The sequence below is a fragment of the Pseudomonadota bacterium genome, from assembly GCA_026388315.1.
Classification (GTDB): Bacteria; Desulfobacterota; Syntrophorhabdia; order Syntrophorhabdales; family Syntrophorhabdaceae; genus MWEV01.
The window spans coordinates 1-14014 of sequence record JAPLKA010000061.1 but is presented as its reverse complement, the minus strand read 5'-3'; the positions used below and the strand labels follow the sequence as shown (position 1 = coordinate 14014).

Genomic DNA, 14014 nt, shown 5'->3' with positions numbered 1-14014 from the left:
CAATATGGTTGTTTCCTTTATGCGGGCAATAACGAGCACCCTCTTTATTGCCGGCAGGGGATATCAGTTCAACCCCAGCGATCCCCAGAGGAGAGTAGCAACTATCACAGGCGGCAATATATCCTTCGTTGCCACCACTACTGGTTCCCCGTCACCGCCAAGGAAGGCGACAACCAGTGAAATAGCCATCCAGGTGAGCGCAGTTACAACGATATCAGGCGCAGGTTCAGGGACATCGACGGGCACAGGTTCAGGCACCGGTTCAGGGACATCATCGGGCACAGGTTCAGGGACAGGTTCAGGGACATCGACGGGCACAACAACGGCCGGCACATCGACTGCCGGTTCATTCGATATAGCTGCAGCAGTTATTACACCACCTGCACCTGCACCAGCGCCACCACCGCCACCGCCACCTCCGCCGCCTCCGCCGCCACCACCACCTCCTCCCGAACCTCCAGCACCTGTAAATACCAATTTTAAAAGTAGTATATCTACACCCATTTGGTATTTTGCTGGCAATTACACGTTATTCGGCACAGTTGCTTCGCCGATATCTTTTAAACTCACTTGGGGAGCAACCCCGTCAGATCTGGACGCGCATGCATGGATCCCTGGATCAGGTTCTTCTACCACATTCTATCATGTATATTACGGCAATATGGGAACGCTTTCTTCTTACCCCTATGCAATGTTGGACCAGGATATAATGTCAGGATATGGCCCTGAGACAATCACCGTTAATCAGTTTACCATCGGCAATACCCGTTATGCTGTATATAATTATACCGGAAGCCCTTCGATAACCGCTTCCAGCGCAGTTGTCGTAGTAAAAGACGCCAACGGCAACGTGATAACTACCTATACTGTTCCCACAACCGGAACCGGTGATTGGTGGAAAGTCTTCTTGGTTCAGGCAAGTAGTGGTAGTTCAGGCACCCTCTATACGCTAAATAGTATAAATAGTATCTCAGACAGTTCTCTTCCGACATGGCATAGCAGCGGTTCTATCACAGGCACACTACAAGGTTCAGGCCAGTTATGGACACAGGGAACTGCAGTGCCTGTAACAGTGACAGGCACAGGATACGGTGGTGGAAACGGCAGCAACCACGGAAGTATCGTGAACACCATAATATACAGTCAAAACAATTCTAACAGCAACAAAACCACCAATGACGGCGGCGCCTATTACGGGGTATTGAGCGCGTCTGAGCTAAATAACAACATAATATCTAAAACTGCACTCCTTTATATTAACCCTTCAGGCAATTCTGCAGGATACATAAAGGGCACACTTACAGGCACTGCAAACACGGGCGACGACACGTTCGGACTCAGCGGCAATATATACAGCGCAAACATTGCGTCTGATGTAGGTGTTTTACCTGCAGACCTTTATTCCAGCATAAACACTTATTCTTATCCGGGCAGCTCCATTTCCGGTGATGGCTCATTTACGGCAGGCGGAACGATTACGGATACCAAAATAAGAGACAGTATGTACCGTCGACAGATTTCAACCCAGAACTGGGGCATATGGAATACAGAGGCAGGGTTTATGTATCAAGGCACCACAGGGAATGATTGGCGCGCAACGATAAATATGGATAACACTAATAATAGCACTTATAGAATAGATAGATTGGAGATTGCAGGGACACAATGGTCCGACAAAAGGCTGGAAGGCTCAGTGAGCGGATACGGCGCAGGTCAAACCCCCAACGGAGACGGTCGAACATGGCTCTATTTCGGCGATATTGTCGGCACCTTTGACCCGGTCTCATTGACTGCCCAGTCTGTCCTGGCTGGCATGATGATGGATACAAATAAATTTCTTGAATTGGCCGCAACCGACGCCGGCAAAGCAAGCCTGCAGGTACTCAACGTCCCCTGTGTTCAGGTGGGGGAAGCACACTTAAGCGGTTCAGGAAACAATCTGACAGTTAACATAAATAACGTAAAATTCTTTTCAACAACTGCCGGCAGCGCGCCAAGGGTATGGGCAACAGGCAACGTGAACGGCGCTTACACGGGCATCCCTTCAACGTCGTCTTCTGTGAACATAAGCGGCAACGGTCTTTCCGCGCTGTTTAATGTCTCGCGATGGGATACAAGCGCAAAAGTATGGGTATCTAATGTAGCCAACGGAACCGGAAACTTAAGCGGAGGTTCATACAGCGGCGCTGTAACATTTAAAGGCGCAGGCTCAGGGCCAATAGTGCCTACTACATCAACAAGCGGATCATTTTCCGGCTCTGCAGCGGGTACGACAAAATAGATAGCTCACACAGTGAGCGAGAGGGGGAGACTCCACGGGCTTTGCTCGTGGAGGGGGCGACGCAAGCCCCGGTAATAGATATGGTGAAAAGAACAACCATTGCCTGTTTCTTTATAATCTTTATTGCCGGATTATGTATTTTCCCGGTTTCGGCACAGGATCTTAAGCTCGGCGTCTTTGATGTGCAGAAGATCATGAGGGAATCTAAAACTATCGCCGGCTACCGTCAGGATCTGTTGAAAAATATTGACTTGAAGAGAAAACCTTTGCAGGGCAAGGATGAATTTGCAAAAGCGCTTGACGAGAAGCTCAAAAAAGACGGTAATACCATGTCTCCTGCTGACAGAAAAATCCTCGAAGAAAGACTTGCCAATGAAATCAAAGAGATCAGGAGGATGAAGGAGGATTTTGACGCTGAGGCGCTAAAAATGGACAGGGAGTTAACGCAAAGAATGTTTTTGGAAATCGATGCGGCGATCAGGAAGATTACGGCGCAGGAAGATTACACCATAATTTTTGAAAAAACCGCCGCAGGCATTGTCCACTTTAAAACAACCGTTGACATAACAAACAAAATCCTTGACCAGCTCAAGTAGATTTGATTCTGGTCATGGCGCCAGGAGCACCTGATCTTCAAAACGGTCTTTCAGTGCAGCGGCTAATGCATCTGCAGCATTCCGGTCTTCGAATTCTACCATAAGCTCCCCTTCTTCGCCTACCACGAGCCGCCCATACTTTTTAACCACTTCTGCCACTTCAAGAGGCTCTGTTGTCCACCAACCGCGCGTCCTCCTGAGAAGCTCCTCACCTTTTAAAGGTTGCGGAGTCACAAGGTCAATAGAGCGAAACCACGCATTCCATCCAATTTGGGCAGGAGCACGAAGAACAGGTGTTACCGGATCATGATAAATACGACAGCGACCGAACAGGCGCAACCGGATCATTTCGTAACCTCCCTTATCAGCCTTCCGATCTTTTCATTAACGGGACGCAATTCTTCAGGCACTGGAATCCTCTGAGAATCAAGAATATGGGCGAAACATTGAATGTAGACGTCTACCATTTCACGTTCATCCGTTGAAATACCCCGCCGCCCATAAACCATCCATACCTTCTCGTAGAGCTTAAGCGCTGCTGTCCGTATGCGGCTTAACCTGGTGTCAAATGGAGAGATATTCAAGCCTTTCAAGAATTCGCTCTGAGCAGCCTCCATACCGGCAAAGGCACGTCTCAAAAACCTCACCTGCGGGTCGTGACCAAATTGATCTCTGTCCAAATTAGTGCCACCCAAAATAATCGCGTTTTCTCATTTCGATGTATGGTAACAAGACAGTCTATGAGTGTCAACGATATTTTTTCCACTATTTTCTTTACAAATATGAACGGCATTAGATATAAAATTTCGACATATGGAAACACAGGATGAAAAGAAAAAAGCAATACTGGAACAGTCGAAGACCATAGCAGTAGCAGGACTTTCACCGAAGGAAGACAGGCCAAGCAACATGGTTGCACAGTACTTAATCGCTGCAGGTTATACGGTTATACCGGTAAATCCTCAATACAACGAAATTTTGGGTAGAAGGTGTTACAAAAGCCTCTCCGATATTCCGAAACCCGTTGATATTGTGGATATATTTATGAAGTCAGAACATGCTCTCCCCATCGTAGAGGAAGCAATCAAAATAAAACCAAAATGTATCTGGCTGCAACTGGGCATCATTAACGAAGAAGCAGAAAGGCTGGTTGTAATGCATGGTATTCCATTCTTCATGAACGTATGCATCAAACAGGAACACACAAGGTTATCAGTAAAATCTAAACAACAAACAGGATGAATGGTTAAGCAGTTTTAATTACTCAATTACTTGTCCTTAGTACATTATTTCTCGGTCATTGTAACGACGTCTTTTACTTCACATTCTATGATTTCTGACGTTTCCCCTTCTCCAAGCGCTTCAACGCCATATATATAAACAGGCTTCAGTTTCCCCTTCACAGCAACAGCGTCAAGCCCTTTTATCCTTATTTTCCATGACTGGTCCTTTTCCATGATGCCTCTCAGTCTCTCGAGGGTAAACTCAGTTATGATAATATCCGCACTGTACTTCCTCGTCAGGCCCTCAACACGTGCACCAAGGTTTACGTTATCCCCTATTACGGTATAATCCATCTTTTTCCCTTCAGCGCCGATATTCCCAACAATTACTTCGCCTGTATTAAGGCCAAAACCCGCGTAGAGGGCTTCCCTCCCCGCTGCCTTCCATTTTTCCTGGAGTTCTTCCAGCCTCCGCACCATGTGAAGCGCACATTTCACGGCACGTTCTGCATGATCCTCCTGCGGCAGGGGGGCGCCCCAGAACGCTACGATCTCATCTCCGACAAATTTATCCAATGTCCCTTCCCACTGGAAAATAATATCCGTCATTTCGCCGAGGTACTCATTGAGGATGTGTACAACCTGCTCCGGCGAATGTTTCTCAGAAAATGTCGTAAACCCTCTCACGTCAGAAAAGAGAACGGTTATATCCCTTCTCTCACCTCCGAGCTTTGCAAGGTTGGGATTCTTGATCAATTCATTCACGACCTTTTCTGTCACATAACTGGAGAACATACCTCTGATTCTTTTTGCATAACGCTCCTCTGTTGCATACTTATAAGCATTAATAACAAAATAAATGATGACAATATTGCTGCTTGAGTAGACTGTATCAATCCACAGGGCTTTTTCAAAAAACAGATAGTACGATATCAAAGAGACGGCTGCAATAAAGACAAAGGACAATAAAGCGCCGGAGATTGCTTTGAGCCGAACGATTAAGAGAGAAAAAAGTATGCCGGTTACGATGACAATCAAAACATTTATAAGGTTTGATGACTTTACAATAAAATAGTTGTGGAGGGCAGCGGCAATTACACTGGCGTGCTTTTCAATCCCAGGCATGGCAGGCGAAGTAGGGGTAACACGCAAATCGTAAATACCTATCGCTGTTGCACCGATAAGGACAGCCTTATCCTTTATGGCGGACCGGTCAATTTTTCCTTCAAAGAGGTCTAAAACCGATACATGGGGAAAAGTGCCCTCAGGTCCATAGTAATGGATCAATGCCCGGTTCCAGAAATCCGTTGGAATGAACTTGTCCCCTAAATTAACCCCCTTTGCTGCATTCAATATCATAGCCTCCATCGGCATACCGAGGTAAACCCTCGCCGTCTGGAGATCAATGGACGGGTACAGTTCGCCGTCATATTCGATTGCCAACACTTCCCATCTGAGCACACCATCCCTATCAGGAATCATATTGATGTAACCAAGGGTATTTGCCCCGCTTACAAAATTTTTCAAGGGCATCATAACATTCAGTCCGCTTATGGGGGGAAAGATTTCAAAAATTTTTGACTCCCGGATCATGGGATAAGCATAGTCAGGAAGGGTATCTTCTTTGATCCCCTTCTTTTGCCCCTTGAATTCAAAAACAACCGGCAGAATCACATTCCCTGCCCTTTTGATCGATGCGGCAAGGATTTCATCATCCTTTGAAGGTTCGCTGAAGATAATATCCATCATGATGACCTTTGCGCCCATATCTTTCAGCAGGTCAATAAGAGCGGCTATTTTACTCCGGTCCCATGGCCACCTTCCAATTTTTTCAAGGCTTTTATCGTCGATTCCGACTATAACAACCTCCCGGGGCAGGTTTGCTTCTTGGCCACGTACCCTGTACCGTGTGTCATATACAAGTTGTTCAAGCCGTTCAAGGGGCAAAAACCTTATGATGGCAAAAGTAACAAAAATAGCTGTTATCAAGAGTCCTATAGAGATGGGTATTAGTAACTTTTTCATACAGGTCGTTTATTCTTTTGGAACTATATACTAATATGCTATATTTTACAAAATATGTTAAGCAGAAAATATATATTTTTCTCCATCACCTCAAAACGATCGATCTGCGCCCGTAGCTCAGTTGGATAGAGCGTTGGCCTCCGGAGCCAAAGGCCGTGCGTTCAAATCGCACCGGGCGCACTTACTTTATGAAATTGACTGATCATTTTTCTTTCCGTTGTCCATTCAATCTGCTATTCTGAATCCTATCGCTATGGAAAACCTGCACTCCCGCTGGTTTATATTCTGGATTCTTGCCCTTCAATACCTTTTTGTTTATTTTCACAGGGTATGCCCCGCTGTTGTTGCGCCTGAACTTGTAAATACATTCCAGATAAGCGGCACATCCCTTGGCGTACTTGCATCGGGCTATTTTTACTCTTATGCAATCATGCAGATACCGGTGGGGCTTCTTTCCGATTCCTGGGGGGCCAGAAAAACGGTAACGTTGCTCGGCTTCATCGCAGCAATCGGGGCCGTTCTCTTCGGGCTTGCTCCGACCTTCGGTTTTGCAACATTATCCAGGGTCATCGTTGGTTTTGGTGTATCTGCCACATTCGTTTGTTCGCTGAAAGTGATTGCTGAATGGTATCACGGGAAGGAATACGCAAGGACAATGGGCCTTTTTATGGCAATCGGGGGGATAGGATGGCTCTCGGCATCAACACCGCTTGCCATTCTCACACAGAATTTCGGGTGGAGGGCAGCCTTTGTTCTGACCGGGGCTATTACTGCGGTTCTTACCATTTTAACGTGGCTTATTGTAGTTGACAGCCCCAACAAAAAGGTCGTCCGTGCTCCAGACGATACGGTTATCATGCCAGGGAAACCCAGGAGGAAATTCTTTTCAGGTATTGTATTAGTGCTTAAGGATAAACACTTCTGGGCTATTGCAATCTGGTTGTTCTTTACCGAGGGCACACTTTTCAGTTTCTTCGGCCTCTGGGCAGGGCCTTATCTCCTCGATACGTACGGGATGACAAAACCCGGAGCCGGCAATATCCTCTCAATGATTGCTGTGGGCATGGTATTCGGAGGACCCTTCCTGGGATACCTTTCGGATAAAATACTGGTAAGCAGAAAAAAGGTCCTTGTTGGCTCCTCAATATGTAACATCATCGTCTGGGCAATCATGGTAGTATTTTATAATGTCATGCCCATTCCTGCGCTCTATGCAATATTTTTTGTTATGGGCATTACTACCAGTTCGATCATTGTCATTGCCATTACGAGCGTGAAGGAACTCTTCCCGCTTCACATTGCCGGGACAGCCATTGGTACTGCAAACCTTTTCTCATTCTTCGGAGGGATTGTTTTTCAGCCATCTATCGGGTATATCCTCGATAAAGCCGGTAAAGTAGGAGGCACATATCCGCCATCTGCCTACAGAATGGCTTTGCTGGTATTTCTCTGTATCAACTGCCTTGCACTCATAGTTTCATTCTTTTCAAAGGAAACATTGAAAAAAACTGCGTAATTACTCAACATCCTCATATTCCGGCTCTACAATGCCCCGTTTTACCATGATGTCATAGATAATCTTTGCCCGCTTTTCCACATATCTGGATGACCCGTCAAGACGATACTTTCTTGGATTGGGAAGTATAACCGCAAGATGGGCAGCCTCGTCGGGATTTAATTGAAAAGCCGGTTTACCGTAATAATGGAGGGATGCCGCTTCAATCCCGAATATACCCTCTCCCCACTCCACAACGTTCAGGTAAAGTTCGAGAATCCTCTTCTTTGAAAGATTTTGCTCAATCCTCCAGGTAAGAACCGCTTCCTTGAACTTTCTGACAGGGTTTTTTGACGGGGTAAGATAGAGGTTCTTCGCGAGTTGCTGGCTTATAGTGCTCCCGCCGAATTTAAACTTTTTTTTCTTGATGTCTGTTTCGACAGCCTTTTGGATTGCCTCAAAGTCAAAACCCTGATGTGACCAGAATTTATCATCCTCAGCAATGAGCGCTGCCTTTATAAGATAGGGCGATACATTCGAAAGCGATACCCACTTTTTTTGAATTCTTATTCTTTTACCCTGTTGCCTCCACTCCTCTTCACGATATTCCATGAAGGATGTCTTTTTCGGATTTTCCTTTTTCAATCTTGAAATATCAGGATAAAAAGCATAATAGCCGACAATGGCAATCAACGCCAGTACACATAAGGTTAACAGTATTTTAAAGAATTTCATGAATAAGGTTTTCGCTATGCGCTATGCAAATTGCTACTCTATCCACCTTACAAAATTATCAAGGCTTTCCCGTGGTGTTTTGAACTTATTCACAGGGCTGTTCCAATCGGGATGGCCAAGTGCAATGCCTATGACCACGTCTTTATTGTCTGGAATATTGAGCAGTTCCTTCATATCGTCAGCATAAGCATTGATAAGCCCGATAGGACATGTGCCCAGACCAAGATTATATGCGGTAAGTGTAATATAGCCAAGCACAATCCCGATATCCACAAGGCGGGCACTGGAAAAGGCATTGTCGAGACAGATGATGATTGCAGTGGGGGCGCCATAAAAATTACAACTCCCCTCGTTGACAAATCTGTTAAAATCTGTCCCCATCTGCTCAAGGAAAGGATTCATAAGTTCAAAGGATGCAATTCCCCTTCGGGTAAAGCTGTCGGCAAGGGGTTTTACATTACCCGGACTGCAGGAGATCTGTTTTTCCCTGTAGAGCTTCACCAGTTTTCTGCTTAGCCGCTCCTTCTCCTCACCCATTACAACGGTAAACTCCCAGGGCTGAAGATTGATGGCCGAAGGGGCCTGTATTGCAATATTCAGTATTTCTTCCACTTTTTCTCTCGAAACAGGGTCAGGTTTAAATGCCCTGATGCTTCTTCTTCCCATAATTGTCTGCATCAAATCCATAACATGTCCTCCATGTTCAATACTTTGAGAATATATACCATATTTTGTTCACAGTTCACAGTTCACGGCAATCAAAATCTGTTCACGGTTCACAGCGCAGCCAGGGCCGCAACCAAAACAAAACATTTATACGGAAAAAACCGGATCAATAACAAATAAATTCAAGAGGATACATAATAAATCTTTATAAAATTTAACCCAAATATGTCGTTAGGAAGGTGTCGGAGTATCCCGGAGCAAACCGTCGAGAGGCGAGGAAGCTTGGTCTTTTGCGTATGCAAAAGTTCCGAAGCCAAACGCGAGCGATTGAAGCCGCTGGAGCGGAATGAGCGTGTTTGAGAGGGATGGTCCGACACCCATATGATTCTAATGATAAATCCGGGTTTAAAGAAACTGACACATAGTAGTACTGGAGAATAGTTGAACGCTAAAAGTTAACAGCTCATGGCTAAAATATCTTGACAATCTGCTGAAATACCATGAAAATGAAGAATGCCGCCGGAATCTGAAATCTTTTTCAATACCATAAAGGACATGAAGGAGGTTTGTCTCGAATGAAGACAATTACCAATCAGAAGGCCACAGCTACGTACTGGTTTTATAAAGCTGCGTCTCTTTGGCAGAACGGGAAATGGACAGACCCGAAAAAGGCTATTGAATATCTGAATAAGGCTATCCGCATCAAATCTGATTTCGCGGATGCATACGTGAACCGGGGGACAATATATGATAGCCTCGGGCAGTACCTGCGGGCAATCGAGGATTACAGTAAGGCTATCCGTATTACGCCGAATTATGCCGATACATACTTCAACCGGGCGAGATCATACGGGAAGTTCGGTCAGTGCCAAAAGGCAATTGAAGATTTTAGCAAGGTCATCGCCCTCAAACCTGATGATGCCGATGCATACTGGAGCAGAGGGATTGTGTACGGCATGCTCGGTCAGCGCCAGCAGGCAATTGAGGATTACAGTAAGGCTATCCGTATCAACCCGGATCATGCCAATGCATACTTAAACCGGGGGGCAGTGCATGTGGAGCTCGGTCAGTACCAGCAGGCAATTGAAGATCTTAGCGAGGTTCTCCGCGTAAACCCTGATTTTGTGCTCGCATACTATAACAGGGGAATAGCACACGCGGAGCTCAAACAGTACCAACGGGCAATTGAAGATTTTAGCGCGGCCCTCCGCCTCGAACCTGATCATGCGGATGCATACTACAACCGGGGGATAGTGTACGAGAACCTCGGGCAGCGCCAGCGGGCGTCTGAAGATGTTAGTGAGGCCCTCCGCCTGAAACCGGATCTTGCGCTCGCATACTACGACCAGGGGGAACATGTCTGACGATAAAAACACCACATTTATTCTCTGTACCCTTTTCGGTCTTAATCAGTTTTTGAAGTTATTTGTAACATCTCAGATTATTGCCAGATAAATTATTGAATATAAGCTAAGCATTGGAATCTGAAAAGTGCAGAAAGCAAAAAAACAGATTTTACTCCAATAATTTTTTCAAAATGGTCTATTATTGAAAATTGGCAAATACACTTACAAAGCGTGGGCTTCGCGGTTTCCTAAAAATAAGGATTGCCGAGAGAAAGAGTGGGCTATTGTATCCAAAAGTTATTTACTTTTTTAAGAATGTCCTTGTCCCTAACGCGTTCAAGAAGAACGTCAAGCTGTTTTTTATTTTTTAAGGAACGTCCCCATAGACGTCCCATTGGATACCTCATTCTGCATAGAGGCACTGGAAGAGGCATTAATGAAATATGGAAAACCTGATATATTTAATACCGACCAGGGGAGCCAGTTTACCTCCCTGGAGTTTACGAACGTTCTCATCGGCAACAACGAGCCTGTAGAAAAACCCCTAACAGCGCCCCGAAACGATTAAAAACTAGTTTTTTGTGTGTCATTTGTCCCTCCTAAGTATGAAATCGTCAATTGTAGCGCATTCTGTGAGGTCATCCATTTTTACATCCCACCCAAGAAATTACTTGGGGACTTTTTCTACAGGCTCAACATCAGGATCAGCATGGACGGACAAGGTCGCCGGAGGGACAATATATTTATCGAGAGACTCTGGAAAACGGTCAAATATGAAGAGGTGTACCTGAAGGCGTATGAATCAATCACCCATGCAAGAAAGGAGCTTAATAAGTTTTTTGATCGATATAACATACGGCGGCCCCATCAGGGCCTTGATGAGAGGACCCCGGATGAGGTTTACTGGAGTATGCTGCCAAAGGCTAAGGATGCGGCATGAATCGGAGCGGCGAACCACTTAAAACCTGTTGGGTATTGTATGAAAGAACTTGACCACCTCAGTTGGTATTTAAGCTAACAAGTTATTACATAGTTTTATGGATATTAGCAATATTGTAAAGATTGTTCAATCAATGATTTGGTAAATTCAAATAGTTTTTAAAATTTGCTATTTGCTACACTTAAAGTCGTTCATTATTCTCCCTTATTGGAATTGTATGTTTTGGGATGAAAGAAAGCATAATCATTGCAGACTTTCCAAATGTGATTCCTGATTGTGTATTCCAGACAAAAACTCGAAAAGGGCTCCACCTTTTCTGACAGAGCCCTTTTCCAAACTACTTCTTTTTCTTTTTGTCAGTTTCCGTTACTGTTGTTGCGGGCCGTTTTGTTGCTTCTTCTTTTTTGACGTATTGACCAGTCCGCGCATCCCTTACATGTTTAACAACAGAAACTTTTCCAGATTTCAAGAAAGAAGTCCTTCCGGTCCCAGTCCCCGGTTTTGGTGCTGGTTTCGCCATTGCATACCCCCTTCTATTAATACAGATCCTTAAGTCTGCCCTTTCCTGTCCAAATTCTTTGCTAAAGTAACGATTACTTCTCTATCTTTGTTACCCGGTCACCCCCGGAAGGCTTTGGTGCTGGCTTTGGCGCTGGCTTTGGCGCTGATTCCCCTTGTTTTTTTGTCATTTAATATACCCCTCCTTTATTTAAAGTGTATAGACTAAGGATTGCGATTATAGGTATTAACTGACCCAATCCGATAATAAACAGCCGTTGGGACCATTTGAGACGCTTACCTTTCGTTTCGTTTATCCTAAAATTGTTTTTGTACAACTGCCACATGTGTGCAATTATATACCTTTTATAATAATTTGGATCTTCTTCCTTTATAACCTCTTGATTGAAGATATCTCGTTCGCTAAACCATACCCAGTCCGACCTTGCTCTAATCGCAAGGTATGCGAAGAACATAGAAAATAGAAGAGTAATTGACGTTGTGAAATAAAAACATACGAGCCATGGGATCGGGCATCCTACAAAAGGAAGTGGCGCATTTGTTATTTTATCTATAAGGAGACCGCCTAAGGAAAAAACTAAGCTTGCAGATAATCCAGTTAACGCGGTGGAGGATGCCCCTTTGGTATCAATTAACTTTTGCCTTTTGTTTTCTTCGTTTAGCAGTTCAAAAACAATTTTATATATTTCATTGATGACCCCTCTATTGTCGATTCTCAGTACACTTTCAATTTGATCATCGGTAAAATTAAAAGGCGTTTGTTTAGATTTATTTTTCGACATTGAAGAAGGGTCGGGATGTTGTTTTTCAGCATGCATAATTCTAATGATTTCCTTTTGTTATTAGGCATGCTGAAAACGTATAGGATGTCCCCCATAGACACTGCCCATACTCGCATGCTTGATCATTAACAAAAGACCTGGGGGGCTAATAAATATTATTTCTTCTTCGGGGGACTCTTTATTGTTTCTACAGTTGTATGTTTCGGGTCCTTCTGAGCATCTTTAACCGGCACAAACTTGCCGGTACTCGCATCTCTCCCAATCTTATGTGTAGTGCCCTTTCCTGCCATTTGTAACCCCCTTGCGATTATTGTTTATATTGTACTCCTGTAACTTATAATAATCAAACAGAATATTTCCACAATTTCGTGATTATGACAGATTCTTATTTTATATTGAATATGGGATGAAACATAGTATAAACCGCTTACCTGCGTAAGTCTCGCTTTCAGGAAGAAGTGCTCAACAGCAATGAAAACAGAATTCCATTTATTTTGGGGTGCCTTATATCAATTCGCGGTTTTGCTCTCCCCTTCCACGCAGGCTGAAGCCCTGGCCAAGAACTACAAAAACACCTTGGCAGGACAGGCCTGCGGCTACCCGCTCTACGCTCTACGCTCCTTTCACTGCCTTCATCGCCGTTTCGCCGATACGCCGTCTCGCCGGTTCGGTTCTTCTCGCCTGCTTACACCTGAGGTGGCCTTTTCTTCTCCGGCGCAGGTTCCGGGGCAATCGGTATCCGCAGTTCCACTAAAGCACAGAAAACCCTAAGCTCATCAAGAAGTTTCTCAAGGTCGGGTCTTGTGTATGTTGCGAAGCCCATCTCAATGTGTGACTCTACGGATCGTAAAATAGCAATTTGCTTTGTCATAGGTAGGGGCTTTGTAACACCTGGGACTGGCTTGACCTTTTTGTATGCTGTAAGCAGATTATTCAGGGTGGCATTGGTGACGGGTGTCTTTATAACGTTGGTAAATATCTGCATGAGGTCAGGGCAATCGAGGTTGGCAGCGAAGAGATATCCCTGAGAGACAGGTAAATTTCCTACCCGGATTGCTTCCTGAATTTCAGGAGGATTTTTCAAAAGTGAAAGCTCGTTATACAGCGTCCGTATTGTCTTTCCGGAGATTTCAGAAATCCGTGAAAATGTTTCACGGATTTCCTCAAGTTGGTCTCCAGGTCTCCGCTCGTAGACCACCAGCTCATTCATCACCCCATCCACATCGTAGTTCTTGTCAGGATGTTTTGCCTGGATATATGCCAATATCCCCTTTGCCTGATCCATGGGATTCAGGTCTTCCCTTTGGAGGTTCTCCGTAAGTTGAAGGGCTATAGTCTCGCCTGATTCCTTACCTGCTTCTATGATCCGCACCGGTACTAATTCAAGTTCGAGCTGCCGGGCTGCT

Annotated in this window: 14 protein-coding genes, 1 tRNA gene and 3 pseudogenes; 8 read left to right on the top strand and 10 right to left on the bottom strand. The window is 44.9% G+C overall.

Going from position 1 to position 14014, the window contains the following annotated elements; all coding sequences use genetic code 11:
* Positions 1 to 63 precede the first annotated feature (63 nt).
* Positions 64 to 504: a hypothetical protein gene (locus NTX75_09675; GenBank protein MCX5816491.1), complete on the bottom strand. Its 441-nt coding sequence runs from the start codon at positions 502 to 504 to the stop codon at positions 64 to 66.
* 205 nt (positions 505 to 709) lie between these two features.
* On the opposite strand from NTX75_09675, the gene NTX75_09670 reads away from it, so the two are divergent.
* Entirely contained in the window at positions 710 to 2281 is a 1572-nt protein-coding gene (locus NTX75_09670) for a hypothetical protein (GenBank protein MCX5816490.1), read from the top strand.
* 80 nt (positions 2282 to 2361) lie between these two features.
* Entirely contained in the window at positions 2362 to 2877 is a 516-nt protein-coding gene (locus NTX75_09665; GenBank protein MCX5816489.1) for an OmpH family outer membrane protein, read from the top strand.
* Between the two features lie 12 nt (positions 2878 to 2889).
* Here NTX75_09665 and NTX75_09660 read toward each other — a convergent pair whose 3' ends face one another.
* Complete coding sequence (locus NTX75_09660; protein ID MCX5816488.1) at positions 2890 to 3225, bottom strand: hypothetical protein; 336 nt, start codon at positions 3223 to 3225, stop codon at positions 2890 to 2892.
* Entirely contained in the window at positions 3222 to 3557 is a 336-nt protein-coding gene (locus tag NTX75_09655; GenBank protein ID MCX5816487.1) for a hypothetical protein, read from the bottom strand. Before NTX75_09655 ends, NTX75_09660 begins: the two co-directional genes overlap by 4 nt.
* 133 nt (positions 3558 to 3690) lie before the next feature.
* Between NTX75_09655 and NTX75_09650 the strand changes: the two genes are divergently transcribed.
* Entirely contained in the window at positions 3691 to 4119 is a 429-nt protein-coding gene (locus NTX75_09650) for a CoA-binding protein (protein MCX5816486.1), read from the top strand.
* A gap of 44 nt (positions 4120 to 4163) precedes the next feature.
* Here NTX75_09650 and NTX75_09645 read toward each other — a convergent pair whose 3' ends face one another.
* Positions 4164 to 6125 carry an adenylate/guanylate cyclase domain-containing protein gene (locus NTX75_09645; protein MCX5816485.1) on the bottom strand — a complete coding sequence of 654 codons (1962 nt, stop codon included), beginning with the start codon at positions 6123 to 6125 and terminating at the stop codon, positions 4164 to 4166.
* A 106-nt stretch (positions 6126 to 6231) separates the two neighbouring features.
* Between NTX75_09645 and NTX75_09640 the strand changes: the two genes are divergently transcribed.
* A tRNA-Arg gene (locus tag NTX75_09640) sits at positions 6232 to 6305 on the top strand.
* A gap of 73 nt (positions 6306 to 6378) precedes the next feature.
* The gene (locus NTX75_09635; GenBank protein MCX5816484.1) at positions 6379 to 7641 is read left to right on the top strand and encodes an MFS transporter; all 1263 of its coding nucleotides are present in this window, start codon (positions 6379 to 6381) and stop codon (positions 7639 to 7641) included.
* Positions 7642 to 7647: 6 nt separating this feature from the next.
* Here NTX75_09635 and mtgA read toward each other — a convergent pair.
* Both mtgA and NTX75_09625 read right to left on the bottom strand, forming a co-directional pair.
* Positions 7648 to 8355 (bottom strand): annotated as a pseudogene (mtgA, locus tag NTX75_09630) (monofunctional biosynthetic peptidoglycan transglycosylase).
* 33 nt (positions 8356 to 8388) lie between these two features.
* A complete protein-coding gene (locus NTX75_09625) occupies positions 8389 to 9042 on the bottom strand; it encodes a nitroreductase (GenBank protein MCX5816483.1) in 654 nt (217 codons plus the stop codon).
* Between the two features lie 554 nt (positions 9043 to 9596).
* On the opposite strand from NTX75_09625, the gene NTX75_09620 reads away from it, so the two are divergent.
* From NTX75_09620 to NTX75_09610, 3 genes and pseudogenes are all read left to right on the top strand, one after another.
* Positions 9597 to 10385, top strand: a complete 789-nt coding sequence (locus NTX75_09620) for a tetratricopeptide repeat protein (protein MCX5816482.1) — start codon at positions 9597 to 9599, stop codon at positions 10383 to 10385.
* A 376-nt stretch (positions 10386 to 10761) separates the two neighbouring features.
* Positions 10762 to 10881: pseudogene (locus NTX75_09615) on the top strand (IS3 family transposase).
* Positions 10882 to 11064: 183 nt separating this feature from the next.
* Positions 11065 to 11307, top strand: a pseudogene (locus NTX75_09610) (transposase).
* Between the two features lie 337 nt (positions 11308 to 11644).
* Here NTX75_09610 and NTX75_09605 read toward each other — a convergent pair.
* From NTX75_09605 to NTX75_09590, 4 genes are all read right to left on the bottom strand, one after another.
* Positions 11645 to 11827: a hypothetical protein gene (locus tag NTX75_09605; GenBank protein ID MCX5816481.1), complete on the bottom strand. Its 183-nt coding sequence runs from the start codon at positions 11825 to 11827 to the stop codon at positions 11645 to 11647.
* Positions 11828 to 11996: 169 nt separating this feature from the next.
* Positions 11997 to 12644: a hypothetical protein gene (locus NTX75_09600; protein MCX5816480.1), complete on the bottom strand. Its 648-nt coding sequence runs from the start codon at positions 12642 to 12644 to the stop codon at positions 11997 to 11999.
* Positions 12645 to 12763: 119 nt separating this feature from the next.
* Positions 12764 to 12898 (bottom strand): hypothetical protein, encoded by a 135-nt coding sequence (locus NTX75_09595; GenBank protein ID MCX5816479.1) that lies wholly within the window; start codon positions 12896 to 12898, stop codon positions 12764 to 12766.
* A 395-nt stretch (positions 12899 to 13293) separates the two neighbouring features.
* A partial coding sequence (locus NTX75_09590; protein ID MCX5816478.1) for a ParB/RepB/Spo0J family partition protein occupies positions 13294 to 14014 on the bottom strand: 721 nt, incomplete at its 5' end.